The sequence below is a fragment of the Sphingopyxis sp. BE235 genome (assembly GCF_031457175.1).
Taxonomy (GTDB): Bacteria; Pseudomonadota; Alphaproteobacteria; order Sphingomonadales; family Sphingomonadaceae; genus Sphingopyxis.
The window spans coordinates 198,422-225,129 of sequence record NZ_JAVDWC010000001.1; the positions used below are offsets into that span (position 1 = coordinate 198,422).

Sequence of the window (26,708 nt, forward strand, 5' to 3'; positions counted from 1 at the left end):
AAAGGTTGATTTTCCGAGGCTAGCCGATCAAGGCTGGCCAGATGATGAATATCGCAAATATGGGACAAAGGTTCGTCCGCGCAAGCCTGATGATCGCTTTTGGCGCCGCGCTCGCGGGTTGCAGCGGCGGCGGCGATGCGCCGCCCGCGAAACCGCCGCTCGAAGGCGCGCGCATCGGCGGCGCCTTCACGCTCACCGACCAGGATGGCAAGACCGTCCGCGATACCGATTTTGCGGGCAAATATCGCCTGATCTATTTCGGCTACAGCTTCTGCCCCGACATCTGCCCGGTCGACCTGCAAAAGCTGATGCGCGGCCTGTCGCAGTTCGAAAAGGCCGACGCCGCGCGCGGCGCGAAGGTCCAGCCGCTCTTCATCACCGTCGATCCGGCGCGCGATACGCCCGCGGCATTGAAGCCCTTCGTCGCGCGCTATCATCCGCGCCTGCTCGGCCTCACCGGCACCCCCGAACAGATTGCCGCGGTCGCAAAAGCCTATGTCGTGACGTACAACAAGGTCGAGGGTTCGGCGCCCGACCGCTATCTGATGGCGCACAGCCAGCTCGCCTTTCTGATGGATCCCGACGGCAAGCCGGTTGCGCTGCTGCCGCTCGACGATCCATCGTCCGACGTCGACGAAGGCTCCCCCGACAAGGTCGCCGCCGAGCTGGCGAAGTGGGTCAAGTAATGGCCCGCGAGGCGCAACCCTTCTGGGAAGCGCCGCTTGCCACTCTCGACGCGGGGCAATGGGAAGCGCTGTGCGACGGCTGCGGCAAATGCTGCCTCCACAAGCTCGAGGATGAGGATACGGGCCGCATCTATCCGACCAATGTCGCGTGCCGCCTGCTCGACCTCAAAACCGCGCGCTGCGGCGACTACAAGCATCGCCGCCGCCACGTTCCCGATTGCCTGACGCTGACCAAGGGCAAGGTCGCCGACATCGAATGGCTGCCGCAGACCTGCGCCTATCGTCTGCGCGCCGAGGGCGAGCCGCTGCCCGACTGGCATTATCTCGTCTGCGGCGACCGCGATGCGGTTCACCGCGCGGGCGAGTCGATCGTCGGCTGGACGGTCGGTGAGGACATGGCCGGGCCGCTCGAGAATCATCTTGTCGAACGCGTCGTTTGATCCTGCGGCCGAGGGGCCGCACATCTGGGTCGGCGACGAAGCCTGGCCGGTACGCGTCGTCCGGCACGCCCAGTCGCGCCGCTACCGCCTCGTTTTCGACGGCGCGCGCGGCGAGCTGCGGCTGACCGTTCCGCGCCGGACCAACGAGCGCGCGGCACTGAAATGGGCCGGCGAACAGCAGGCGTGGCTCGTCGAACAGGTCGGCAAGGCGGCGCTGCCGGTCATCGTCGGTCCCGGCGCCTCGGTGCCCGTTTTTGGTGTCGAGCGTCATATCGACTGGACCGCGACCGCGCCGCGCGCGATCCGTCTCGGCGGCGATAGCCTGCACGTCGGCGGTCCGCTCGAAACTGTCGGTCGGCGCGTCGAACGCTGGCTGAAGGGACAGGCGCTGGGTCTGATGGAGCGTGAAAGCCGCGAAATCGCCGCGGCTGCGGGCCTGTCGGTCGGCCGCGTCGGGGTCGGCGATCCGCGCAGCCGCTGGGGCAGCTGCACGCACGACGGCGACCTGCGCTACAGCTGGCGGCTCGTGATGGCGCCCGATCATGTTCGGCGTGCCACGGTCGCGCACGAGGTCGCGCACCTTCGGCATATGGACCATGGCGCGGCCTTCCACGCGCTCGTCGACGAGCTGCACGACGGCGATGTCGCCACGGCGCGCGGCTGGCTGCGCCGCGAAGGGCGCGCGCTCCACCGCTACCGCTTCACGGCCTGACTAATCGCTCGCGGTATCGGAAGGCGGTCGCTGTTGCGGCGGTCTGACGACCGGCGGTGCGGTTTTCGGCACCGTCACGATCTTGGGCTGACCGCCATTCTTCGGCGCCGCGCCATTTTCGGCCGGCGGCCGCCGCCCGGTCTGCTCCTCGATCCATTGCTGGTCGAGCACCGGTCCATCCTCGGTCGGCGGCGGTGCCGGGTCCGCGCCCTCGGGCGGGCGGCTGTCATAGGGCAGCTCGATCGGCATGCCATTCTCGTCGACGAAGCCCTCCTGGCCCGGCTCGCCCATATAGGCCTCGCCCTCGTCCTCGAGCTGCCATTCGGGCAGCACGACCTCGGTGTCGAACTGCTCGACCGGCCGCCGCGCGACCGCGACACGCATATAGTCGGCAAAGGCCTTCGCGGGCGCACGGCCGCCCTGCAATCCGCCGACGGCCTTCGCGTCGTCGCGGCCCATCCACACGCCGGTCGTGATCCCGCTCGAAAAGCCGAGGAACCAGCCGTCCTTGTTGCTCGACGTCGTCCCGGTCTTGCCCGCGACGGGGCGGCCGATTTGCGCGGCCTTGCCGGTGCCGGTGTTGACCGCGGTCTGCAGCAGGTCGGTGATGCCCGCCGCGACCCAATGGTCGACCAGCGTCGTCCCGCGCTCGGCGGGGCGCTGATAGAGCAGTTCGCCGCCCGCGGTCGTCACCTTGGTGATGCCATAGGGCTGCACCGACACGCCGCCGCGTGACACCGCGGCAAAGGCCGCAGTCATGTCGATCACGCGCACCTCGGCGCTGCCGAGCACCATCGAGGGATGCGTATTGACCGGCGTCGTGATGCCAAAGCGGCGCGCCATATTGGCAACCGCCGAAAAGCCGACTTCGTCACCCAGCTTCGCCGCAACCGTATTGACCGAATAGGCAAAGGCGCTGCGCAAATCCATCGTGCCCGAAAAACGCCCCGATGAGTTGCGTGGGCTCCAGCCGTTGATCGTCACCGGCTCGTCGACCACCGGATCGCTGACCTTATAGCCCGCCTCGAGCGCCGCCATATAGACGAAGAGCTTCCACGCCGATCCCGGCTGGCGCAGCGCCTGCGTCGCACGGTTGTAGTTCGACGTCACATAATCCCTGCCGCCAACCATCGCGCGCACCGCACCGTCGCGGTCGAGCGAGACCAGCGCACCCTGCACATTCTTCGGCGTGTTCGCCTGGATCGACGCGGTCGCCGCGCGCTGCATGCCCAGATCGATGGTGGTATAGACGTCGAGCGCCTCGCTGCCCTCGTCGATCAGCATATCGAGCTGCGGCAGCGCCCAGTCGCTGAAATAGCGCGCGCTATTCTGTCCGGTTTCCTTGGCGAGCTGCACATTGGCGGGCTCGGCGCTGTCGGCCTGCGCGCGCGTGATGACGCCCGCGTCGACCATGACGTCGAGCACGACCCCGGCGCGGCCCAATGCCGCCTGCGCATCGGCGGTCGGCGAATAGCGCGATGGCGCTTTGACGAGGCCCGCGACGACGGCGGCCTCGGACAGCGACATTTCGGTCGCGCTATGCCCGAAAAAGCTGTTCGACGCGGCGTCGATGCCATAGCTGCCGCCGCCGAAATAGACCTTGTTGAGATAGAGTTCGAGCAGCTCGTCCTTCGAGAATTTCCATTCGAGCGCCAGCGCGAGGATCATTTCGCGCATCTTGCGCGTCCAGGTGTAGCTGTTCGACAGGAAGATATTGCGCGCAAGCTGCTGGGTGATCGTCGAAGCGCCCTGCATGCGGCGGCCGGTGCCGTAATTCTGTACCGCGAACGCGGCGGCGCGCGTCATGCCGACCGGATCGACGCCGGGGTGATAGCGAAAGCGCCGGTCCTCGACCGCGACCATCGCGTCCTGCATCACCTGCGGCGTTTCGCGCAAGGTCAGCCAGCGGCCATAATTGGGGCCGAGCGACAGGAAGACGGTGCCGTCGGCGGCGCGGACGCGGATCGTCTGCCCCGCCGGCGATTTCTTGAGCTCCTCGAAGCTCGGCATGCGCTGCACCGCGATGCCGACCGCAACGCCCAGCGCGACGAGGCCGACGACCGCGAGGCCGAGGCCCCAGCGAAAGGCGCGGCGCAGCCACACGCGCCAGCCTGACGGCTCGCCGCCGGGCGTGCCGCTGCGCTTGCTGGACGATGACGATTTATTCGACGAAGCCTGCTGTCTTTCACGGCGCAAAGCCGGTGTTCCTTCCCTCACTGCGCCCCTGATGCGTCAGTCCGGGAAGGAGGTTTCAGCCTTCGCCGGTCTGCGCCTCATCCGGCGAGCGGTCCGCGAAGTCAAGCGCCGCGCTGTTAATGCAATAGCGCAGCCCGGTCGGCCCGGGGCCGTCGGGGAAGACATGGCCGAGATGGCCTTCGCATTTGGCGCAGCGCACTTCGGTGCGGACCATGCCGTGGCTGGTATCGGTCAGTTCGGTCACCGCGCCGCCCTCGGCGGGGGCGGTATAGCTTGGCCAGCCCGACCCGCTGTCGAACTTGGTGCGGCTGTCGAACAGGGGTTCGCCGCAACCGGCGCAGCGGTACATGCCGTCGCCCTTGTGATCGGTATATTTGCCGGTGAACGCCCGCTCGGTGCCGCCTTCGCGCAGCACATGGTGCGCCATCGGGTCGAGCGTCTTTTCGGTTTTCGGGTCGGTCATGGAGGATCTCCTTCGGACGGGCTGTTTCGTTCCCATCGCTGTTGGCACCAATATCGGCGCGGCGCCGCACTATCGCAAGGGGGAGCGGGGTGAGCCGTTAGCGGGGCTCGATCCGCGTCGCCTCTGACATCATTCGCACCAACGCCGGAAAAAGTGACGCCATGCCCGTGATGATCCCCGCCGTGCGCCGGTTCTCGCCCATCCGCCAGACGAGATTGGCGAGCGCAAAGGGGCGCGTCATCGTCGCCGCGAGGCGTTTCTGATATGCGGGCGCCGCATCGCCGCCGCTGTGACGCCACGCCGCCACCGCCGCCTCGGCGCTCGCGAGCGCGAGTCCCATACCCTCGCCTGCAAGGCTGGGGATTACCCCGGCCTGATCGCCGAGCCGGAACAACCCCGGCGCCGTATCGCGTGCGCGCCAGCCATAAGGGACGTGCCCGATCGCATCGACGGCGCGCGACCAGTCGGCATGCGCCAGCCGTTCGCCGAGATGCGGCATTGTGTCTGCCAGCGCGCGCAGGAGCGTCGCCGGATCGCCCCCCGCGTCATCGAGCCGCGACTTGTGCACCGCAAGGCACAGGTTGCCGCTGCCATCCTCCTGCCGCACCAGCCCGGCATAGCCGCGATCGAACAGGTGGAGTTCAACGGCATCGCCAATCAGCCGGTCGAGCGAAGGATGTGCCGGAAGCCGCAAGCGCAACCCCATCACGGGGTCGGCGCGTTGCCATGCGGCGGGCTCGCGTGGAAAGCCGCGAAACCCGTGCTTGCCCGCGGCGAGGAAGATCGACGATGCGGCCAGCATCGCACCGTCGCGCGTCTGCACCGTGCCGCCTTCGAGCGCCGTCGCATGGATGCCGCGTTCGAGGCCAGCGCCTGCCGCCACCGCCGCCGACTGCAACGCGCCGTCGAGCCGGCGGCGCGACACCCCCATCGCCTCGCCGGGCAGCGCGGTCTCGCTCTGCCGCTGGCCCGCGAACAGGCGCACGCGGCGAACCGCCTGCCCGCCGAGCGCCGCGCGCTCGATCCCGAGCACATCGAGCCGCTGCAACGTCTGCCAGCTCAGGAAACCGCCGCACAGCGCGTCGCCCGTTTCGCGCGTGCGTTCGAGTAGCAGTGTCGTGGCACCGCTGCGCGCCAGCCCGATCGCCGCGGCCGACCCGGCGGGGCCGGCGCCGACGACGATCGCATCGCTCACCGGATACGCTCGACGCAAAGCCGGTACGGAAAGCTGCGAAAGATCCGGCATTCGCTTGCCGCCTCGGGCAAGGCTTCGGCCAGCATCGCCCGCCATTCGGCGCGGCGAAAGCTGCGCCCGACCGATAGCTGTCCGTCGCGCCGCACGATCGGATCGACGAGAGCGAGAGTCGCGAGCAGTGGAAAGCCCGCAAAGGGCAGGCGCCGGCGATGGAGGTCGTTGACCAGCCAACCGCGCGCCGCCTCGCCTTCCATGAAGCGGAGGAATTCGGTGCGCTGCGCGGGCGTCATATGGTGGGTGACGAGGCTGGAGAGGATGATGTCCCACCCCTGCCCCGCGAGCGCGCGATAATCGCCGGTGATCAACCGCGCCCGCGTACCGAGTCGCATCGCCGCCACCGCCTCGCTCTTGCGATTGAGGTCGACGCCGACCAGGTCGAGCGCGACCCCGCGCCTGTCGCCCCAGCGCGCGATCCGCGCGAGCATGTCGCCCGCGCCGAACCCGACGTCGAGGATGCGCCACGGCCGGTCGCCAACGCCGCGCGCACGCACCCGATCGAGAAAGTTCAGCGTCGGGCGCGGCGCCATCGTCAGACCGTTGATCCGCGACAGGTCGGCAAGCACGCGCGCATAGCGTTCGGGCGGCAGCTCGGCGGCGTCCATCTCCTCCTCGCGGACGATCGGGACACGAAGGCTGGCGAAGGGGTTCATGCCTTGAACCGGATCGCTTCGGCGGCGAGCCCGGGGCCGAATGCGATCGCGACCCCCTCGCCCGCCGCGCCGCGCGCCATCATGTCGGCGAGTACGAACAATATCGTCGCCGACGACATATTGCCGAAACGCGCGAGCACCGCGCGGCTGTCGGCGAGGGTGTCCGGATCGACGCCGAGCGCATGCTCGACCGCGTCGAGTACCGAACGCCCCCCGGCATGGACCGCGAGCAGGGGCGGCGGACCGGCCTCGCCGAACAGTGTGCGCTGCACATCGGGCCTCGCCAATGTTTCGCGCAGCCGCCCGGGCACTTCGCCCGACAGCTGCATTTCGAACCCCTTGTCGCCGATGTCCCAGCGGATCAGGTCCGCGCTGTCCGCGAGCGCGAGGCTGCGGCCTTCGCCGAGTTCGAGCCCGCCCGGCGCGGCCGACACGATCCCCGCCGCCGCGCCGTCGCTGAATTGCAGCATCATCAGCAGGGGTTCGGCTTCGACGGCGGGCGAGAGGTGCAGACTCGACAGCTCGACGCTGACCACCAGCACGACGGCGCCGGGTTCGGACCGCACGATATGCCGCGCGGTGCGCAGCGCGGTGACCCCGGCGTAGCAGCCCATGAAGCCGATCAGCACGCGCTCGACCGTCGCGGGCAGGCCCAGCCGCTGCGCGATGATCTGATCGATCCCCGGCGCGACGAAGCCGGTGCAACTCGCGACGACGATATGCGTGACGCGCGCCGGGTCGAGCGCGTCGCCGAGCGCCGCGATCGCCTGCATCGCGAGGTCGGGGGCATATTCTGCATAGGCCGCCATCCGCGCCGAAGTCGGCGGCAGGCCGGGGACGTCGTAAAATCCGCCCGCGCCGACGGGCGATCCGCCGTCGGCAGTCGGTGGCAGCACCGACCAGCGGTGGTCGATCCCCGATCGCGCCGCCATCCGCGCAAAGAGCGCTCGCATGCGCGGGTCGGCGAGGCGCGGCGTCGCCCAGTCGATGAACGACTGATGGATGTCGTGCCCCGGCACCGCGGTGGCGAGGGCGTTGAGCCGGACGGGCGGAGGGCTGCTCATGGCGCGGGTTTGACCCAAAAGCGCGGCGGTGGCCAGCGGATAAGGTGCTGCGCCATTTTACCCGGGATTAACCATGCTGTGGCAAGGGGAAGATGTGAAACTGCGTCTTTTCCTTGGCTTGGGCCTGTTGTTCGGCGCCGCACCTGCCGCAGCGGCGCAATGCATGCTCTGCGCGCAGGACAGGGCGGCGGGAATCGCGGCGCGCAAGGCCGAGGTGCCGCTGCGCGTCGATGTCGAAACCCGGCTCGACATGGGCCGCGTCGCGGTCGGCGCGATGGGGGGCGAGATCGAAATCGATCCCGCCTCGGGCGTCCGCCGCGTGCGCGGCGACGTCGTCGATCTCGGCGGCTTCGCGCTGACCGGCACCGTCACCGTGCGCGGCGAACCGGGCGCCGAGGTGCGCGTGATCCTTCCCGCGAGCGTCGACCTCGAAAGCGGCCACGGCCGCACCGCGCGCGTCACCGGCCTCGTCACCGACCTTTCGGCCGCGCCGCGTCTCGGCGCCGACGGCCGGCTTCAGTTCCGCTTCGGCGGCCGGCTACAGATCGCCGGGCTCGACGACGGCGACTATCGCGGGCGCGTCCCGGTGACGGTCGAATATCAATAGGGCGAGGTGGAAAGCGAACCGTCGCTTTCCACCCCCGGATCAACGCGATTGCCAGCCGCTCCACAACTCGCGCAGGCCGGCGATATCGCTGCTGCATAAGTGCGGCATCGCCTCGCGCAGTCGTTCATCGGGCCAATGCCACCATTGCATGTCCAGCAACGCCGCGATGTCGCCATCGGCGAAGCGCTTGCGAATCGGGGCTGCCGGATTCCCGCCGACGATCGTGTAGGGGGCAACGTCGCGGGTCACGACCGCCCGCGTGCCAATGACGGCGCCGTCGCCGATCCGAATGCCCGGCATGATGATGGCTTCCGAACCGATCCAGACATCGTGGCCGATCACGGTATCGCCTGCCGGGAGAAAGCCGTTCCGGGCGCCGCCGAATGCCGGAACCTCGGGCATCCAGAAAAAGGGAAAGGTGCTGATCCAGTCGTTCCGGTGGCCCTGATTGCCGGCCATGATGAAGGCGGCGCCCGACCCGATCGAGCAGAAGCTGCCGATGATCAGCTTGTCCGCATCCTTGTCGGGAAGGATGAAGCGGGCGCAGTCGTCGAAGCTGTGTCCGTGATAATAGCCCGAATAATAGCTGAAGCGGCCGACCCGAATATTCGGCTGCGTAACTTGTTTGTCGAGCGTTATCCCCTTGAAGGGGCTTTCGAAAAAATTGTCCATTGTGAACACCTGCGGTGTCGATGGCCTGTCGGCCAACGAAGGATGAAGATGATATTCATCAACAGGCGCGACCGGGCGGTGCGCCTTCGTCGTTCCTCGCGTCAGTGGCGCGGGAACCCCATGCAGGTGGTACACGGTGCGGACTTCATGGAAGACAAGCTAAAACGTCACGAGCGCCGTGGCAACATCGCGGCACCGAAATCGGCATTCACTGGTTCAGCTTCGCGACCCGAACAGCGCCGTCCCGACGCGCACATGCGTCGCGCCCAGCATCACCGCGGTTTCGTAATCGCCGCTCATCCCCATCGAACGCCCCGTCAGCCCATGGCGTTCGGCGAGTTCGTCGAGCAGCGCGAAAAAGGGGGCGGGTTCGATATCGGCGGGGGGGATCGCCATCAGGCCGTCGATCGTCAGCCCGGCGTGCTGCGCTTCGGCCAGCAGCGCCGGCAGGTCGCGGGTCGCACAGCCGCCCTTCTGCTCCTCGTCGCCGATATTGACCTGGACGAACAGTTGCGGCTGCTTGCCTGCCTTTTGGCACGCCTTCGCGATGGCCTGTACCAGCGAGCTGCGATCGAGCGAGTGGATCGCATCGAACAGCGCCACCGCTTCCTCGGCCTTGTTCGACTGCAACTGGCCGATCAGGTGGAGCACGACATCGGGGGTTTCGGCGCGCAGTTCGGGCCATTTCGCCGCGGCTTCCTGCACGCGATTCTCGCCGAAGTGGCGCTGGCCCGCGGCGATCAGCGGGCGGATGGCGTCGGCGTCGTGGGTCTTCGACACGGCGATCAGGCAGATATCATCGGTCCGCCGCTGCGCGCGCTTTGCCGCGCCCGCGATATTGGCATTTACCTCGGCCAGCCGGTCTGCTGCTTCGCTCATCGTCTCGCTTCCATCCCGCGCGTTGCGCGCGCTCGCGACGCGCCTATAGAAAGGGCGATGCGCCCGCGCCACCCCCTGTCCCCCAAATCGCCAAACGCATTGCCGAACGCATGGCTGTTCAGCGACGAGCGGACCGCGGCTGGTATCGCCGAACTCGCGGCGCTGCTTCCGCCCGGCAGCGGCATCGTCCTTCGCCACGACAGCCTGGCGCCGGGTGCGCGCTGGCGCCTGCTGCGGCGGTTGATGCGCACCGCGCGCGCGCGCGGGCTTACGGTACTGCTCGCTGGACAGCCGGCCACGGCGCGCCGCTGGGGCGCCGACGGCGTCCACCTTCGCCAGCGCGATGTAAAGCGGGCGGGGCAGGCGCATCGGCTCGGCCTGTTGCTGACGATGCCCGTCCATGGTGCGCGCGAGGCGCGCCGCGCGCGCAAAGCCGGCGCCGGCGCCGTCTTCATCTCGCCGCTCCATCCGACGCGTTCGCATCCCGGCGCACCGGTGCTCGGGCGCGCGATGTGGCTGCGGCTCGCGCGGCTATCGGGCGCACGGCCGATAGCGCTCGGCGGAATGACAGCGGCGCGCGCGCGCGCGCTAAATCGCGCAAGCCGGATCAAGCCCGGCTGGGCGGCGATCGATACCTGGGCGGATAGGCGGGAAGAAAAGGCGACAAAGCGCCGACGGCAATCTGCGTCGATATTTGGGTCTGGGTGAGTCGAAAATGACGGCGTTCCGTGACCCGGAGCGCAGCGCACTTAATGTGCGTGAGCACCGGAAGCGCGGAAGGTCGCCATTTGCAGGCCGCCCTGATCCAAATAGCGATGCAGATTTAGAAGCGGAACGCGGTTCCGACATAGACCGCCTGGCTGTCGCGGCGCGTATCGGTCAGCGGTTCGATGCGGTCGTCGCTCTTGTACCGAACGCCCGCGGTGACGTCGATGTTCTTGGTCAGGCGATAGCTGCTGACGACATCGACGGCCGACGCTTCGCCAGGAGCGGTGACGCGATCGGTTGCCCCGCTTGGGTCGCTTGGGCGGTTGACCATACGCGTGGCGAAGCGCGACTTTTTCTCGTCCTGTTCCGGAGCCTTCGCGACCGGCAGGTTGCGAAGGTCGGTGCCGCGCGGCAGCGCCGGCGTGACGAATTTCTCGAATCCGACCGAGGCGCCGAGATTATAGGCGACCGGAGTAATCGCGATCGGCGCGGTCCGGCCCGCAGCCAGCGCAGAGGTGCGCGCGGCGCTCGACGCGTCGTCGCGGGCGCGAATCACGACGGTGATCGCGCGATTCTTGCGCCCGTCGTCGGGAAGCGCGGGGGTGAAGCTGAAGCTGCCGCGCTGTTCGGCCGACATTTTGTTATAGCGTGCGATCAGCCGCTCATCGCCCGATGCCGGGGTGAACTGGCCAAGCAGGGTTTCCGAAAGATTGGTGTCGCGGATGCGGTCGCTGCTCGACATCGCGGCGAGCGCTGGCGGAAGCGCAAGCGAAACCACCGCCAAAGCGGTGAGGCTTCCTTTCCAAAAATGTCGCGATGTCCGCGCCATTGCCCTGCGACTCCAACCCCAATTGATTCTTCAGATAGGACTCCCGGGGCAACATTGCCAGTGAATCCCGTCAAATTGTTGCAACGATTCCGATTTTTGCCAAAATTGTTGCGGGATCGTCACAGTGCATTTCGAATCTGACCAGAATCTGAACCGCGGCAAAGCCGAAATTGCCGCGCTTGCGGGGCGGCGACAAGGGCGATAGAGACGCTGGCAATATCGTTCCGCGCGGCCGATTTTCCACGTCGGACGGGCTCAAGAGATAAGGTGTACCCGCATGTCCCAGCTTTCCGTCCTTGCCACGCTCGGTCGCCGTCCGGCCGCGCTCGCGCTGCTTGGGCTCGCGGCGCTTGGTCTTTCGGCCTGCGCGAACAAGGAACGGCCGCGCGCCGATCTCGCCGCCAGCCAGGTGACGACGATTGGCGTCAACAGCTATTTGTGGCGCGCCTCGCTCGACGCGCTGTCGTTCATGCCGCTGCTCCAGGCCGATTCGGCCGGCGGCGTCGTGATCACCGACTGGTATGCAAACCCGGCGAACCCGGGCGAGCGGATGAAGGTTACCGTCTCGATCCTCGACCAGGATCTGCGCGCCGACGCGCTGCGCATAGCGGCTTCGCGCCAGGTCGCGCAGGGCGGCAGCTGGGTCGACGCGCCGGTACAGGCGGCGACGGTGCAGAAGCTCGAGGAAATCATCCTCACCCGCGCCCGCGACCTGCGTCGCTCGGCCATCAGGGACTAATCCGGCGGCGCGCTTTCCGCGCCTGCCCACACAGACTAACGGGGTAACCGACGAATGACCCGCGAACCGCGCTTTGGCGCCCTCGCCGCCGACGCCCGCTGGCAAAAGGCGTGGGAGGCGGCGAACAGCTTTGCCACGACCGATAGCGAAGATCGGCCCAAGGCCTATATCCTCGAGATGTTCCCCTATCCGTCGGGGCGCATCCATATGGGTCACGTCCGCAACTATGCGATGGGTGATGTCCTCGCGCGCTTCAAGCGGATGACGGGGCACGACGTGCTCCACCCGATGGGCTGGGACGCGTTCGGCATGCCCGCCGAGAACGCCGCGATGGAAAAGGGCGTCCACCCCGGCGGCTGGACGCGCGACAATATCGCGTCGATGCGCGCGCAGCTGAAGCGCCTTGGCCTCGCGATCGACTGGAGCCGCGAGCTCGCGACGTGCGAGCCCGATTATTACGGCCAGGAACAGGCGCTGTTCCTCGACCTGTTCGCCGCGGGGCTCGTCACGCGCAAGCACAGCTATGTGAACTGGGACCCCGTCGACATGACCGTGCTCGCGAACGAGCAGGTGATCGACGGCCGCGGCTGGCGCTCGGGCGCGCTCGTCGAAAAGAAAAAGCTGTCGCAGTGGTTTTTGAAGATCACCGACTTCGCCGACGAACTGCTCGAAGGGCTGGGCGCACTCGACAGCTGGCCCGACAAGGTGCGGCTGATGCAGGAAAACTGGATCGGCAAGTCGCAGGGGCTGGAGTTCAGCTTCAAGCTCGCTGGCGGCGCGGCCGGTTTCGACGTCTTCACGACGCGCCCCGACACGCTTTACGGCGCAAGCTTCGCGGCGATCTCGCCCGACCATCCGCTCGCCGAGCGGCTCGCGAAGGATTCGCCCGAGCTCGCCGCGTTCATCGAGAACTGCCGCCGCCAGGGCACCGCGGCCGAACAAATCGACACCGCCGAGAAGATGGGCTTCGACACCGGCATCGCGGTCGAACACCCGCTCGATCCCAACTGGCACCTGCCCGTCTGGGTCGTGAACTATGTGCTGATGGACTATGGCACCGGCGCGATCTTCGGTTGCCCGGCGCACGATCAGCGCGACCTCGACTTCGCGCATAAATATGGGCTGCAGGTCCACCGCGTCATCGCCGACGGCGACGCGACCGCGCAGCATTTCACCGGAACCGAAGCCTACACCGGCCCCGGCAAGCTGGTGAACAGCCACTTCCTCGACGGCATGACGATCGACGAAGCCAAGGCCGCGGTCATTACGCGCGCCGAGCATGAAGGCTGGGGCAAGGGCACCACCGTGTGGCGCCTCCGCGACTGGGGCGTCTCGCGCCAGCGCTACTGGGGGACGCCGATCCCCTTCATCCACTGCCATGCGTGCGGCACCGTGCCAGTGCCCAAGGACCAGCTTCCCGTCGTCCTGCCCGAGGATGTCGATTTCTCGGTTCCCGGCAATCCGCTCGACCGCCATCCGACGTGGAAACATGTCCATTGCCCCGGCTGCGGCGGTGACGCGGTGCGCGAAACCGACACGCTCGACACTTTTGTCGATTCGTCCTGGTATTTCCTGCGCTTCGCCAGCTCGCCGTCGGACAAGCCGTTCGATCCCGAGGTGATCCGCCGCTGGCTGCCCGTCGACCAATATATCGGCGGCATCGAGCATGCGATCCTTCACCTGCTTTATGCGCGCTTCTGGACGCGCGCGCTCAAGCATATGGGCATGATCGACATCGCCGAGCCCTTCGCGAGCCTTTTCACGCAGGGCATGGTGACGCACGAAACCTACAGCCGCGTGCAGGGCGAAGGTCTGCCGCCGCTCTACTTCACCCCCGAGGAGATCGAGCGTCGTCCCGACGGTGCGACGCTCACCGCCGACGGCTATTCGGTCGACGTCGGCCGCGTGATCAAGATGTCGAAATCGAAAAAGAATGTCGTCGATCCCGACGCCATCCTCGACCAGTATGGCGCCGACGCCGCGCGCTGGTTCATGCTGTCGGACAGCCCGCCCGAACGCGACCTGCCGTGGAGCGAGGCGGGCATCGAGGGCGCATGGCGCTTCGTCCAGCGCTTGTGGCGGATCTTCGGCGACACCGAAAATGTCGGTGACGGTGCCGAAGACCTGGGCCTTGCGCGCAAGCTGCATCAGGCGATCGCCGGCGTTGCCGCCGACATCGAATCGCTTGGCTTCAACAAGGCCGTCGCCAAGGTCCACGCGCTCGCGAACGAAATCGAGAAGGCCAAGCCCTCGGCGACCCGCGCCGAGGCGTGCCGCACCCTCATCCTGCTCGTCGCACCGATGCTGCCGCACCTCGCCGAAGAGGCATGGTCCGCGCTTCCCGCCGGCCAGCGCACGACCGCGATGATCGCCGATGCCGCATGGCCCGCCGCCAATCCGGCACTGCTCGTCGATGACGAGGTGACAATCGCCATCCAGATGGCGGGTAAGCTGCGCGATACGATGACGCTCGCCAAAGGTCTCGACAAGGATGCAGTGGAAGCCGCGGCGCTCGCGCGCCCGCGCATCGTCGAGCTGCTCGCCGGCGCCGCGCCGAAGAAGGTCATTGTGGTCCCCGACCGTTTGGTGAATATCGTTCCCTGATGCGTAATCTCCTGACCTCTTGCCTCGTCGCTGCTTCGCTGCTTGTCGGCGGCTGCGGGCTCCGCCCGCTCTACGCGAACGGCAGCAAGGGGGCGGTGGCGCAGGTGCTCGCCGACGTCGACGTCGCGGCGATCGAGGGGCATAGCGGCTGGCTCGTCCGCAACGCGCTCCGCGACCGGCTGCAGGCGACGCAGGGCGGCGAGGGCGCGGGCAAGCGCCTCCGCCTCGACGTGCGGCTTGAAGATTCGATCACCGGCTTCGGCGTCCGCGCCGACGATGCGGTGACGCGCGAGCGGCGGACGCTGCGCGCACGCTACCAGCTCGTGAATGCCGCGACCGGCGAAGTGCTGCTCGACGCGACGGCGTTCTCCGACGCGGGGATCGACGTCGTCGGCAGCGAATATGCGACGATCGCCGCCGAATCCTCGGCGCTCGAACGCCTCGCGTCGGCGGTCGCCGACCAGATCGTCGCGCGCCTCGCCGTCTTTGCGAACCGCGGCGGCGGACAACCGGCCGCTGCGCCCGCCCCGACGCCCGCAGGGCAATGAAGACGGTCAAGCCGAACGAACTCGAACGCCTCTCGCGCCTCGACCCCGCGGTTCGTTTCACCCTCCTCACCGGCCCCGACGAAGCGACAATGGAAGCCGTCGCGAGCCATTTGATCGGGCTCGCGGGCAAGGATGCCGAACGGCTCGACCTTTCGGGATCGCAACTCTCGCAGGACCCGTCGCTGCTTGCCGCCGAAGCCGCGTCGATGTCGCTCTTTTCGTCCGCGCGCGTGATCAGGGTCGAATTGTCGGGCAGCGGCGACGACGGCCTTGCGGCGGTCGAGGCGCTGCTCGCCGCCGAAACCGCGATCAACCCGGTAATCGCGACCGGCGCGTCGGTCACCGCCAAGTCGAAACTCGTCAAGCTCGTCGAAGGCTCGGATCATGCCGTTGCGGCGATCTGCTACCAGCCCGACCGCCGCGCGCTCGTCGGCATCGCGATGACGGCGGGGCAGGAACAGGGGCTGCGGCTCGCCAATGCCGAGGCACAATTGCTCGTCGACCTCGTCTCGGGCGACCAGGCGCTGATGCGGCGCGAGATCGAGAAGATCGCGCTCTACCTCGACGCGGGATCGGACCGGCAACGACAGGTGACCGCGGCCGACATCGCCGCGCTCGGCGCCGCGACGCACGAGGAGGATGTCAGCGAGTGCATCAATGTCGCGCTCGGCGGCAAGGTACGCGAAATGCCCGAGATGCTGGCCAAGGCGACGGCGGTCGGCGTCGCCGAAATCCGCATCATCCGCGCGCTCGCGATCCGCGCGATGGCGCTTGCGCGCCTACGCGCCGAGGTCGACGGCGGCGCGCACCCGGCCACCGTGGTATCGGCGCGCACCAGCGGTATTTTCTGGAAGGAGCGCGACGCGGTGACCGCGCAGCTCCATATCTGGGATTCGGTCCGCATCGCACGGCTGATGAGCCGCTTGCTCGACTGCGAACGCGCGCTCAAGGCGTCGGGCACCGCGGGCGCCGTGCTGTTCCGCAAGCTGATGACCGACATCGCGCACCAGGCCGCGCGGGCGCGGTAGGTTCAGGCAGCTTCCGACCGGAGCCGCCCTTCCTTTCATCGTCATCCCGGACTTGATCCGGGATCCATAGCTGCGCCGTCGTCGTGGGTCCCGGATCACGTCCGGGATGACGACGCGGGGGTAGTTTGCCGTCTGCTCCCACCGTTGGGACATCACCCAAAAGGAAAGGGCCTGACGCGACAGTGCCCGGCCGCGGCAGGCCCTCCCTACGCCCTCCCCAAAGCGGGGAGGGGGAGAGACGGTCAGAACTGGCCGCGCAATGTCACGCCATAGGTGCGCGGTTCGCCGGGGAAGCCGACGAATAGCTGGTTCGCGGTGCCCGCCAGCCCGGAGGAAGCGGGCGCCGCGACGGCGCGGAAGGTGCCGCCGCCTTGCAGCGGCATGTCGGCGCCGATCTGGTAATATCGCTTGTTGAGCAGATTCTGGCCCCACAGCTCGATGCCCCAGCGCCGCTCGGGTCCATAGAGGCCGATGCGGCCGTTGAAGATCGCGAAACCGTCCTGGATCTTTTCGACGTCGAGGTCGGAGCCGGTGTTGGTGTCGCTTTGCAGGCGCGTGTCGAGATAGACGAGCGCGCTCATCCCCGAACTGCCGATCGGCGGCGTCCAGCTGATCCCCGCGGTCGCGACATAGCGCGGCGCGTTCGACACGCCGCGGCCGGGAAGCTGGAACAGCACCGGCGACAGCGGCCGCCCGCCCGTGCCCACCAGATTGCGGCGATAGAGCGTGTCGACATAAGTCAGCCCCATATTGACCGACACATAACGCGCGGGGCGCAGGAAGGCTTCGATCTCGATCCCCTTCGACCGCACGCCGGGTTTCAGCCGGTCGGACGGGCAGGCGCCGGTCGCCGCCAACCCGTCGGAATCGGCGCCGTTCAGATCGTCCTTGCACGCCTGAATGTTGGTGACCTCGAAATTGACGCCGTTGAAGGTGTTGAGCTGGTAATTGCTATATTCCTGATAGAAAGCCGCAACATTGACGTCGATCCCGGGGCCGTCCCATTTGATCCCGAGTTCATAGGCATCGACCTTTTCGCTCGCGAACTGCAGGTCGCTCGCCTCGGGCCGGCCGTTGCCGCTCGTGTTCGCGGGCAGCGCCAGCCGCGCCGCGCAGGCCGGGTCGAAGGCCGTGTTGCATGTCCGGTCGAGCGCCGAGAAATCGAGGTTGAAGCCGCCCGCTTTATATCCCTTCGACGCCGATCCATAGACGAGCCATTCGGGGGCGGGTTTCCAGCTCAGCACCGCGGTTCCGGTCCATTCATTGTCCTTGAACTTCGTCCCCGCGCTGCCGCGCGGCAGGTCGGGCGCGGTGCTGTTGATGACGCAGGGCAAGGTCGCGAGCGACTGGAAGGGCGAATTGACGATCAGCGGGCAGATCGCATTGTTGAAATTCGCGTCGGCATCGAGGGTCTTGCGCTCGCTCGTGTAGCGCGCGCCGATCGTGAAGGTCAGCACGTCGGGCACGATATCGAAGCTGTTGTGCGTAAAGACCGCGAAGTTGCGGCTGCGCTGCGCAAAGGTCGATCCCTGATTGCCAGTGCCGTTGATCGCGAGCGTCGGCTGGCCGAGCGCCGCGGCGAGCGAGCCGAATCCCGGGCGCGCCGGATTGGCGATCAGCGCCTGCAGCAGCGTCCGCGTCGCGCCGGGCGGCAGCACGGCGATCGTCCCCTGCACCACCGGCACGTTCACGCACGACGCATTCGAGGGCAGCACCGCCGAGGGCAATGCGCTCGCGAAGAGCAGGCAGTTGGCGAATTGCTCGTAATTATTGCCGTAAACAATGTCGTCGTCGACATCGAGTTTCTCGTTCGCATAATAGCCGCCGACCAGCCAGTCGAGCCGCCCGTCGAACGCCTCGCCCTGCAACCGGACCTCCTGCGTGAACAGGCGGAACCGGCGGTCGAGGTCGGTGCGGCGCAGTATGTCGAGCGCGCTGAAATCGGCGTCCTGACCCTGCGCATTCTTGTAATCGCGATAGGCGGTGATCGAGGTCAATGTCGCCGCGCCAAGCTCCCAGTTCAGCTCGCCCGACACACCCCAGTCCTTGGTGTCCGAGCGATAGGTGACTCCGGGCGTCGTCGACTGCCGCCGGACAAAGGGCGTTCCCGCCGGCGGGACCTGATGGTTCGCGCCCAGCGCCTGCAGGATCGGCAGCAAGGTGTTCGCCGATGCGACGGGAAAGCCGTCGGGTCCGCGCGTCAGGTTGCGCACGGGGTTCAGCAGGACGCCGCCGCAGCAATTTTCGTTGCGCTTGCTGTAATCGGCGATCAGGCGGAATTTCAGCGTCTCGCTCGGTTCGAACAGCAATTGCCCGCGCGCCAGCCAGCGATCGCGGTCGTTGATGTCGGGTTCGCCCGCCGTCGCATTGTCGATGAAACCGTCGCGTTTCTGCCAGACACCGTCGAGCCGGGCCGCCACCTTGTCGCCCAGCGGCGCATTGATCATCCCGTCGACGCGCCAATAATCGTAATTGCCATAGGATATCGAACCCTTGGCGCCGAAGCGGCCGAGCTCGGGACCTTTGGTGACGATGTTGATCAGCCCCGCGGTCGAGTTGCGCCCGAACAAGGTGCCCTGCGGCCCGCGCAGCACCTCGACGCGTTCGATGTCGCCGAGTTCGGACAGGCCGACCCCGGTGCGGCTGCGATAGACGCCGTCGATGAACAGGCCGACCGACGATTCGAGGCCGGGATTTTCGCCGACCGTGCCGATGCCGCGGATGCGTGCCGAGAAATTGACCTCGCTCGTCGCGCCCGACACGAGCAGCGACGGGGCGACCTGTCCCAGCGCACGCACGTCGGTCGCGCCGGTCTTTTCCAGCGTCTCGCCGGTGACCGCCGAAACCGCAATCGGGACATCGGACAGCGCCTCGCTGCGCCGCGTCGCGGTGACGATGATCGTTTCGTCATTCGCCTCGGCGCCGGCTTCCTGCGCCGCGGCGGGCGCGGCCCACAAGGCGAGGACAAGCGGCAGGCCCGCGGCGTTGCTACGCAGCAGGCGGGTACGGCGGGAACAGTTTTTCATGGGTCAGGCCCTCCTCCACAGGTGTTTTTTCGCGGGAGAGCGTCATGATATTCTATTTGTGCAGCAGCCTATCATGACCGGGCCGGGCCAAGCCAGCGCAACCCCGTCCGGCAACCTCATTGTCCGGCGTGCCGCGGCATTTATGTCACAGCTGTCAGATGTGACGGGTTGACTTGTCCGGCCAAAAGAAAGGGGGCGGAACAGCATGTGTCCCGCCCCCGATAGTCTGTCATTCGCTGGTGTTTAGAACTTACCGCGCAACGTCACGCCATAGGTCCTCGGTTCGGCAAGGAACTGCGAGAAGATCTGGCGGCCGCCCGGATATTGCGGGTCGGCAAAGGCGGCGGTCGCCGAGGTCGCACCTTCCTGGAAGGGCGAGTTGAACGCGACCTGGGCATATTGCTTGTTGAAGATATTCTGGCCCCAGAATTCGATTCCCCATTTCTCGTCGGGGCCGCGAATGCCGATGCGCGCGTTGAACAGCGCATAGCCATTCTGTTCCTTCTGCGGGAACAGGTCCGAACCGGTGTTGTAATCGCCGGTCATGCGGCCGTCGACATAGACGAGGCCGGTCAGCCCGCTGCTGCCGATGTCGGGGGTCCAGGCGATGCTGCCGGTCGCGACCAGTTCGGGCGCGTTCGACAGATTGTTGCCCGGCAGCAGGCGCAGCGCCTGGTCGAGCGGGGCGCCCGAATTATTGCCGACCAGCTGACCGCGATATTTGGTCTTCGCATAGGTCAGGCCGGCGGTCATGCGGAAGCTGCGCGCGGGGACGAGCGAGGCTTCGAGTTCGAAGCCTTCCGACCGGACGCCATGGCTGACGTCGTCGCTGGGACAGGCGCCGGTGGTCGCCGCCGCGGCGTTGAAGTTCGGCGCACCGGTAAACTTGCTCTGGTCGCGGTCGCCGCCGTTCAGGTCGCTGTCGCAGCCGTTGACGTTCTGGACGAGGAAGACGGTGCCGTTGAACGTGTTGAGCTGGAAGCTCGAGAAGTCCGACCGGAAGAAGGTTAGGCCGAGGCCGAACGGACCGGTCGCATATTTGGCGCCGAGTTCATAGCTGTCGACCTTTTCGGGATCGAACTGCAGGTTGCCGACCAGCCCCTGCGCGCCGCCGGGGGTCGCCGCGAAGGGCAGGATCGGCGATTTCAGCGCCGAGCGGTCGAGGTTGAAGCCGCCCGCCTTGTAGCCGCGCGAATAGCTCGCATAGACCATCAGGTCGTCGACCGGCTTGTACGACAGGATCGCGGTGCCGGTCCATTCGTCCTCGCTGCGTTTGTCGTTGATCGACACATTGTTGAGCTCGGCGGTCGAATTGCCCTGGCAGCCGAGGCCGATCAGGCCGCCCGCGACGGCGCGGATGGTGGCGTTCGGGCTCGACAGATCGTCGAGCAACCGGCCCTGGATCACCTGACAGGCGGTGTTGTCGTTGGTGAAGGTCGCCGAGAACTTCTTCTTGTCGTTGGTGTAACGGACGCCGAAGGTGAAATCGAGCTTGTCGGTGATGTGGAAGATATTGTGCGTGAACAGCGCCCAGTTCTTGCCATTCTGGCGATAGACGTCGTTGATGCTGCCCTTGTCGCTGATCCCATCGAGCGCCGCGAGGCTCGCGACGATATCGGGGCCGGCGGCGGGACCGAAGGCGCCCAGCAGGGTCGCCTGGCCGACGCCCGGGATGATGCACGACGGGCTGGCCGGCGAATAGAGGCCCGAGAGCGCCGTGCCCGTGATCAGGCGGCACGCCGCGAACCGGCCATAGTCTTCGCCGAAGCGCAGATTGTCGCGCACCCGCAGCTTTTCATCGGCATAGAAGCCGCCGACGAGCCAGTCGAGCTTGCCGTCGAACGCTTCGCCCTGCAGGCGCAGTTCCTGCGTGAAGGTGTGGAACTGGCGATAGGCGTCCTTGTCGGGGGCGCGATAGAGGATGTCGACCGTGCCGTAATCGACGTCGCCCGCCTGGCTCGACCGGTACTCGCGGTACGCGGTGATCGAGGTCAGCGTCGCGCCGCCGAAATCATAGTCGATCTGGCCCGAGAAGCCGTAATCCTTCGTCTTGCCGGCAAAGCTGCGGCCCGGGGTGACCGAAATGTCGCGGCTGTAACCCTGGTTGAACGCACCGACCGACTGGCCGAGGTCGCGCAGCACGTTGATGATATTGTTCGACGTCGGGGTCGCACCCGCGCCGACGGTGCTGGGGGTGTTGAGATTGCCGATATATTGGTTGACGCTCGGCCCGACATAGGTCGCCGCGCAGCATTCCTCGTCGCGCGAGGTATAGTCGGCGATCAGGCGGACCGACAGCGCATCGGTCGGTTCGAACAGCAATTGCCCGCGCAGGAAATAGCGGTCGCGGTTGTTGACGTCGCGATTGTTCGCGGTGTCCTTGTAGAAACCGTCGCGCTTGACCCACACGCCGTCGAGGCGCGCCGCGAGCGTTTCGCCGAGCGGGCCGGTAACGCTGCCGCCGAGACGCCAATAATCATAATTGCCATAGGTGACCTCACCCGTGGCGCCGAAGTTGAAATCGGGCTTTTTCGAATAGATGCTGATCAGGCCCGCCGACGAGTTGCGTCCGCCGAGCGTGCCCTGCGGGCCGCGCTGGACTTCGATTCGGTCGAGTTCGCCGAGCTCGTTGAGCCCGATGCCCGAACGCGAACGGTAGACGCCGTCGATGAAGACGGGGACCGAGCTTTCGAGGCCGGGGTTGTCGCCGACGGTGCCGATACCGCGGATACGCGCCGAGCCGTTGGCTTCCGAGCCGGTCGACGACACGAGCAGCGACGGCGCGAGCTGATTCAGCTGGCGAATGTCGTTCGCGCCGCTGTTCTGCAGCGTTTCGGCGCTGACGGCCGAGATTGCGACCGGCACGTCGGAGAGCAGCTGCGAGCGGCCCTGCGCGGTGACGATGATCGGGGTGTTGTCGCTGTCGTCGGTCGCGGTGTCGGCCGGCGCGTCTTGCGCAAAGGCGGGAACCGAGAACGCTGCCATGGCAAGCGATACGCCGAGCGCGCTGGTGCGCATAAATCGGGCAGCACGAAGGGAAGATGATTTCATATCGGGCACTCCTCTCAACATTTATTTATTTTTGTTGCGGTCGGAGCATAACTCAATTGCGCGGCCGATCCAGCGGGGGGCACGTATTTGCGTCGTTTTTGACGGGGTGATGCTTTTTGGCCACAGGCGGAAAAGCGCCTGTTCGACGGGGCTTAGGGCCTAGCGAGTGGCAACCGCGCGGCTTGCCGTAGCGTCATCGGCCGCCCGGCCGGGGCAAGGAAAGCAGAGCCGGCGGCCGCGCGCGACCAGCATCGCCTCATACGCACCGGAAAAATTCGCGGCGATGACCACGTCGTCGACCGCGAGCCCGCCCGTCAGCGCACCGAAAGCGGGAAGGATCAGGCGCTGTCCATCGCCCGCGAAACAGGGGCGGGATACCGAACGGCCGCGGATGTTGAGCCGCAATTTGGGATGGAAATGCCCCGAAATTTCCGGCCGCGTTTCGCGGCCTATGCTTTGGTGGCGAAAAACGATGCCGTCGATCACCAGCTCGTCGGCGACCTCGCCTCCCCACGCGCCGCCGGTCAGCCCGTCGTGATTGCCCGCGATCCACAGCAGCTTCGCCGACGCCGCCTGCCCGAACAGGCGATCGGCGACCGCGGGGACGATGCGCTCCGCCGCATCGCGGTCGTGAAAACTGTCGCCGAGGCACCAGATCGCGCGCGCGCCGGTTTCGGCCGCGAGCGCGGCGAGCCGGTCGAGCGTGTCATGGCTGTCATAAGGCGGCAGCGGCTGGCCGAGCGCGGCGTACCAGCTTGCTTTCTCCAGATGCAGGTCGGCGACGATCAGCGCGCCGTGGCGCGGCCAGAACAGCGCCCGGTCGGCCAGCATCTGAAACTGCTGGCCTGCAAAATCGAAGGTCGCGGCGGCGGACATACATCCGCTATGGCTGCGGCGGCACCCCGCCGCAAGCGCCCTAGCCTCCTGCGGCGATCCCATTTGCGGCGAAGCGTTGGCCGGACTCGCGATGCGCCCCGTCGGGCAGGTCGAACACGACGCGCTTGTTCGGGAAATCGATTTCGACCCGGTCGAACATCGACAGGCTGTCCATCCCCAACAGCAGGGCGGGCCGTTCGTGCAGGCCCAGCGCGCGGAACGCCTGGCCGTCGGCGAAACTCACCGGCAGGTCGTTGACGTCCATGCCGTTGATCACGATGCGTTTGATCGCGGTGCGCGTTGCGGGCACCGCCTCGCCCGTGACCGCGTCGAGGATCGTCGCCTCAAAGGGAAAACGGTTGGCGCGCTTGCTCGCGACCAGCCTTTGCAACGCCATATTGCCGACGCTCGTCTGCGCTCCGGTGTCGACGATCACGTCGATGCGTTTGCCGTTCAACCGCGCGTCGGACAGGATCAGGCGCCCCGCCGAATTGCGCGCGGTGACGACGATCGCGTCATCGTCCTTGATGAGCGACGGCGCGCGGCGGCGCGTTTCCAATATCTGCATGCTTTCCTTGCGGAAATCGATCAGCACGCGCCGTTCTTCGAGCATGTCGACCCCGATCAGCCCCGCGGCGCCGATATGCCTCCCGAAAAAGGCGGGCGCTTCGACTGAGGCGAGGTGCAGGTTCGACATCTGCAGCGCGGCGACGCGGTAGCTGGGCACCGTCGCCGCGCCGCCGATCGTGGCGAGCCGTAACTTCGCTCCCTCGGCCAGTCCCAGCCTTTGGGCAAGTTCGCGGGCGATCACCGTTCGCTCGGCGCCGGTGTCGACGAGGAAGGAGAAGGGGCCCTTGCCCCCAACCATGACCTTTACCGACATGCGCCGCGATGCATCAAGGTCGAACGGCTGGATAAAGGGCACCACCGTCACCGGCGGCGCGACGATGTCGCCGGCCGGTGCCGGAACGGGGGGCGGATCGGCGGGAGCCGGGGTCGCGCCAATCAGCGCGGGGGCGGCGAGCAGCAGCGCGAACAGGACGGACCGCTGGATAGCTTGGGTCATCGCTGGCATCCTCATTATGTTTAGGCGTAATCTACGCCTCATCGGGCGTCGCAGCAAGCGAAACGCCGGATGCGCCGCGCCGCCTTATCCGGGGCGCATGGCTTTTTCCGCCAAGCTGTCTGCCAATTCGCCCAGCAGCGCGTCGTCGATATCGGCGGCCGCGACATTTTCGCGCCCGATCAGCACGAGCACCGGGATCGCGAGCGGACTGATCCGGTCGAGCGTCCGGTGCAGCATCGTTCCCGCCGCGCGGTCGAGCAGGTCGCCGAGCCGCGCCACGTCGGTCAGCCGTTCGCGTGCGTCGGCCCAGGCGGCTTCGAGCAGCAGATGGTCGGGTTCATATTTGCGCAGCACGTCGAAGATCAGGTCGGTCGAAAAGGTCACCTGCTTGCCCGTCTTGCGCTTGCCCGGATGCTGGCGCTCGATCAGCCCGCCGATCACCGCGACCTCGCGGAAGGCGCGCTTCAGGAGGTGCGACCGCTCGACCCATTCGACGAACTCCTCCGACAGAATCTCGGCATCGAACAGATTTTGCGGATGCAAGACGGGCCGCAGCGACCAGATCGCGATCGCATAGTCCGACGCGACGAAGCCCAGCGGCTGCAACCCCGCGCGCTCCATGCGCTTGGTGATCAGCATGCCCAGCGACTGGTGCGCGTTCCAACCCTCGAACGGATAGCAGACGAGATAATGATTGCCCTCGTGCGGGAAGGTCTCGACGAGCAGCTCGCCGGGGCGCGGCAGCGCCGATCGCAGCGCCTGCATCTCCAGCCAGAAGCGGACATCCTCGGGAAAGCGCTGCCAGCTCGCCGGGTCGGCGAGGAACAGCCGCACCCGGTCGGCGAGGCGCGTCGAGATCGCGAGGCGCGCGCCCATATAGCTCGGGATGCGCGCCGGACGCGTCGTCGCGCGTACGATCAGGTCGGTGTCGCGGATCGCCTCGACCTCGAGGCTGAGGCCGGCGAAGGCGAAGGTGTCGCCGGGCGACAGCGTGCTCGCGAAATATTCCTCGACCTTGCCGAGCCGCCGGCCGTTTTTGAACCGCACATCGGCCATCGGCGCCTCGACGATGATTCCCGCGTTGAGCCGGTGCTGCACCGCCAGCCGCGGATGCGCGATGCGCCAGCCGCCCTGCCCGTCGGGCGCGAGGCGGCGGAAGCGATCATAGCTTTTGAGCGCATAGCCCCCATCGCGCACGAAGCCGAGCAACCGCGCGAAGGTCGGCGCATCGATCCATCGATAGGACGCCGCCGAGCGGATTTCGGCGAGCAGCGCATCCTCCTTGAACGGCGCCGCGCACGCGAGCGCCATCACATGCTGCGCGAGCACGTCGAGCGCGCCGGGGCGAAAGCGGTCGGCGTCGCGCTCTCCCGCCTCGACGGCATCCAGGGCCGCGCGCGCCTCGAGATATTCGAAGCGGTTGCCCGGAACAATCAGCGCCTTGCTCGGCTCGTCGAGCCGGTGGTTCGCGCGCCCGATGCGCTGGAGCAGCCGCGACGAGCCCTTCGGCGCCCCCATCTGGATCACGCAATCGACGTCGCCCCAGTCGAGCCCGAGGTCGAGGCTCGACGTCGCGACGAGCGCGCGCAGCCGTCCTTCGGCCATCGCCGCCTCGGCGCGCAGCCGCGCCTCGCGGTCGAGGCTGCCGTGGTGGATCGCGATCGGAAGCGACAGGTCGTTGACCTTCCACAGCTCCTGAAAAATCAGCTCGGCGAGCCCGCGGGTGTTGCAGAAGATGATCGTCGTGCGGTTCTTCGCGACCTCATCCATCACCTGATGCACCGCCCAGCGCCCCGAATGCCCGGCCCAAGGCACCGCACCCTCGGGCAGCAATATGCCGATCTCGGGATCGGCGCCGGCCTCGCCCTCGACGAGCGTCACCGCCTCCGCATCGCCGTTCGGCGCGAGCCAGCTGCGATAGGCGGTGGTGTCGGCGATCGTCGCCGACAGGCCGACGCGGCGCAGCCCCGGCGCGATCGCCTGGAGCCGCGACAGCGCGAGGCTGAGCAGGTCGCCGCGCTTGCCGGGCGCAAAAGCGTGGATTTCGTCGATCACCACGGTCTTCAAATCGGCGAACATCGTGAAACTGTCGGGATAGGACAGCAGCAGCGACAGCGATTCGGGGGTCGTCAGCAGGATGTTCGGTGGCCGGCTGCGCTGGCGCGCCTTCTTGTCCGACGATGTGTCGCCGCTGCGGCTCTCGACGCTGATGTCGAGTTCCATCTCGGCGATCGGGCCGAGGAGGTTGCGCTCGACGTCGGCGGCGAGGGCTTTGAGCGGCGAGACGTACAGCGTGTGCAGCCGGTCGGTCGGATGCCGCGCCAGATCGACGAGTGTCGGCAGAAACCCCGACAGCGTCTTGCCCGCTCCCGTCGCGGCGACGAGCAACGCGCTTTCGCCGCGTTCGCCCGCGGCGAGCATGTCGGCCTGATGCCGCCTGAGCCGCCACCCGCGCGCGGCGAACCAGTCGATGAAAGGGGCGGGGAGGGGCATATGTGGAACGTGGGGCGCGCGAGAGGCGCGCGCAATCTTTCTCTCGTCGTCAGCTAACGACCGGTTGCGGACGCTTCTTCTCCCCTTCCGCTTGCGGGAGGGGTCGGGGGAGGGCC

At 67.1% G+C, this 26,708-nt stretch carries 22 protein-coding genes; 9 read left to right on the forward strand and 13 right to left on the reverse strand.

All coding sequences use genetic code 11. The features are described from left to right. Positions 1-41: 41 nt before the first annotated feature. From J2X38_RS01055 to J2X38_RS01065, 3 genes are read left to right on the forward strand one after another with little or no spacing between them, the layout of a single operon-like run. Positions 42-686 carry an SCO family protein gene (locus tag J2X38_RS01055; protein WP_310250191.1) on the forward strand — a complete coding sequence of 215 codons (645 nt, stop codon included), beginning with the start codon at positions 42-44 and terminating at the stop codon, positions 684-686. Further along, on the forward strand, positions 686-1,126 hold the full coding sequence (locus J2X38_RS01060; RefSeq protein WP_037515752.1) for a YcgN family cysteine cluster protein: 441 nt from the start codon (positions 686-688) through the stop codon (positions 1,124-1,126). Before J2X38_RS01055 ends, J2X38_RS01060 begins: the two co-directional genes overlap by 1 nt. Continuing rightward, positions 1,107-1,838, forward strand: coding sequence for a YgjP-like metallopeptidase domain-containing protein (locus tag J2X38_RS01065; protein WP_310250195.1), 732 nt, complete (start codon positions 1,107-1,109; stop codon positions 1,836-1,838). Before J2X38_RS01060 ends, J2X38_RS01065 begins: the two co-directional genes overlap by 20 nt. On the opposite strand, the gene J2X38_RS01070 is transcribed toward J2X38_RS01065, so the two are convergent. The 5 genes from J2X38_RS01070 to J2X38_RS01090 form a co-directional block, all read right to left on the reverse strand. After that, positions 1,839-4,034, reverse strand: a complete 2,196-nt coding sequence (locus tag J2X38_RS01070) for a PBP1A family penicillin-binding protein (RefSeq protein ID WP_405053414.1) — start codon at positions 4,032-4,034, stop codon at positions 1,839-1,841. A gap of 55 nt (positions 4,035-4,089) precedes the next feature. Continuing rightward, on the reverse strand, positions 4,090-4,497 hold the full coding sequence (gene msrB / locus J2X38_RS01075; protein ID WP_056373070.1) for a peptide-methionine (R)-S-oxide reductase MsrB: 408 nt from the start codon (positions 4,495-4,497) through the stop codon (positions 4,090-4,092). A 97-nt stretch (positions 4,498-4,594) separates the two neighbouring features. After that, complete coding sequence (locus tag J2X38_RS01080) at positions 4,595-5,692, reverse strand: FAD-dependent oxidoreductase (RefSeq protein WP_310250198.1); 1,098 nt, start codon at positions 5,690-5,692, stop codon at positions 4,595-4,597. Next, positions 5,689-6,402 (reverse strand): methyltransferase domain-containing protein, encoded by a 714-nt coding sequence (locus tag J2X38_RS01085; RefSeq protein WP_310250201.1) that lies wholly within the window; start codon positions 6,400-6,402, stop codon positions 5,689-5,691. The genes J2X38_RS01080 and J2X38_RS01085 overlap by 4 nt, the downstream gene beginning before the upstream one ends. Next, complete coding sequence (locus J2X38_RS01090; RefSeq protein WP_310250204.1) at positions 6,399-7,466, reverse strand: 3-oxoacyl-[acyl-carrier-protein] synthase III C-terminal domain-containing protein; 1,068 nt, start codon at positions 7,464-7,466, stop codon at positions 6,399-6,401. The genes J2X38_RS01085 and J2X38_RS01090 overlap by 4 nt, the downstream gene beginning before the upstream one ends. A 94-nt stretch (positions 7,467-7,560) precedes the next feature. On the opposite strand from J2X38_RS01090, the gene J2X38_RS01095 reads away from it, so the two are divergent. Further along, positions 7,561-8,073 (forward strand): DUF4402 domain-containing protein, encoded by a 513-nt coding sequence (locus J2X38_RS01095; protein ID WP_310250208.1) that lies wholly within the window; start codon positions 7,561-7,563, stop codon positions 8,071-8,073. A 39-nt stretch (positions 8,074-8,112) separates the two neighbouring features. On the opposite strand, the gene catB is transcribed toward J2X38_RS01095, so the two are convergent. Both catB and J2X38_RS01105 read right to left on the reverse strand, forming a co-directional pair. Beyond that, entirely contained in the window at positions 8,113-8,745 is a 633-nt protein-coding gene (catB, locus tag J2X38_RS01100; protein ID WP_310250210.1) for a type B chloramphenicol O-acetyltransferase, read from the reverse strand. 216 nt (positions 8,746-8,961) lie between these two features. Next, positions 8,962-9,624, reverse strand: coding sequence for a YggS family pyridoxal phosphate-dependent enzyme (locus J2X38_RS01105; RefSeq protein ID WP_310250213.1), 663 nt, complete (start codon positions 9,622-9,624; stop codon positions 8,962-8,964). A gap of 57 nt (positions 9,625-9,681) precedes the next feature. Between J2X38_RS01105 and J2X38_RS01110 the strand changes: the two genes are divergently transcribed. Beyond that, on the forward strand, positions 9,682-10,332 hold the full coding sequence (locus J2X38_RS01110; RefSeq protein ID WP_310250216.1) for a thiamine phosphate synthase: 651 nt from the start codon (positions 9,682-9,684) through the stop codon (positions 10,330-10,332). 115 nt (positions 10,333-10,447) lie between these two features. Here J2X38_RS01110 and J2X38_RS01115 read toward each other — a convergent pair whose 3' ends face one another. Beyond that, positions 10,448-11,110 (reverse strand): hypothetical protein, encoded by a 663-nt coding sequence (locus J2X38_RS01115; RefSeq protein WP_231732727.1) that lies wholly within the window; start codon positions 11,108-11,110, stop codon positions 10,448-10,450. Between the two features lie 328 nt (positions 11,111-11,438). Here J2X38_RS01115 and J2X38_RS01120 point away from each other — a divergent pair, with 328 nt between their 5' ends. Genes J2X38_RS01120 through holA form a run of 4 tightly spaced genes read left to right on the forward strand, consistent with a single transcriptional unit; the run spans position 11,439 to position 16,080 of the window. Next, complete coding sequence (locus tag J2X38_RS01120) at positions 11,439-11,900, forward strand: DUF3576 domain-containing protein (protein WP_056373063.1); 462 nt, start codon at positions 11,439-11,441, stop codon at positions 11,898-11,900. A 54-nt stretch (positions 11,901-11,954) separates the two neighbouring features. Next, positions 11,955-14,504, forward strand: coding sequence for a leucine--tRNA ligase (gene leuS / locus J2X38_RS01125; protein ID WP_310250218.1), 2,550 nt, complete (start codon positions 11,955-11,957; stop codon positions 14,502-14,504). Beyond that, positions 14,504-15,052 carry an LPS assembly lipoprotein LptE gene (gene lptE / locus J2X38_RS01130; protein ID WP_310250221.1) on the forward strand — a complete coding sequence of 183 codons (549 nt, stop codon included), beginning with the start codon at positions 14,504-14,506 and terminating at the stop codon, positions 15,050-15,052. Before leuS ends, lptE begins: the two co-directional genes overlap by 1 nt. Further along, positions 15,049-16,080 carry a DNA polymerase III subunit delta gene (holA, locus tag J2X38_RS01135; RefSeq protein WP_310250225.1) on the forward strand — a complete coding sequence of 344 codons (1,032 nt, stop codon included), beginning with the start codon at positions 15,049-15,051 and terminating at the stop codon, positions 16,078-16,080. Before lptE ends, holA begins: the two co-directional genes overlap by 4 nt. Positions 16,081-16,322: 242 nt before the next feature. Here holA and J2X38_RS01140 read toward each other — a convergent pair whose 3' ends face one another. From J2X38_RS01140 to J2X38_RS01160, 5 genes are all read right to left on the reverse strand, one after another. After that, positions 16,323-19,106, reverse strand: a complete 2,784-nt coding sequence (locus tag J2X38_RS01140) for a TonB-dependent receptor (RefSeq protein ID WP_310250228.1) — start codon at positions 19,104-19,106, stop codon at positions 16,323-16,325. Between the two features lie 243 nt (positions 19,107-19,349). Further along, positions 19,350-22,157: a TonB-dependent receptor gene (locus J2X38_RS01145; protein WP_197411534.1), complete on the reverse strand. Its 2,808-nt coding sequence runs from the start codon at positions 22,155-22,157 to the stop codon at positions 19,350-19,352. A gap of 159 nt (positions 22,158-22,316) precedes the next feature. Then, entirely contained in the window at positions 22,317-23,033 is a 717-nt protein-coding gene (gene pdeM, locus J2X38_RS01150; protein WP_310250234.1) for a ligase-associated DNA damage response endonuclease PdeM, read from the reverse strand. A gap of 40 nt (positions 23,034-23,073) precedes the next feature. After that, the gene (locus J2X38_RS01155; RefSeq protein WP_058539517.1) at positions 23,074-24,099 is read right to left on the reverse strand and encodes a retroviral-like aspartic protease family protein; all 1,026 of its coding nucleotides are present in this window, start codon (positions 24,097-24,099) and stop codon (positions 23,074-23,076) included. Positions 24,100-24,183: 84 nt separating this feature from the next. Beyond that, positions 24,184-26,592 carry a ligase-associated DNA damage response DEXH box helicase gene (locus tag J2X38_RS01160; RefSeq protein ID WP_310250239.1) on the reverse strand — a complete coding sequence of 803 codons (2,409 nt, stop codon included), beginning with the start codon at positions 26,590-26,592 and terminating at the stop codon, positions 24,184-24,186. Positions 26,593-26,708: the final 116 nt, after the last annotated feature.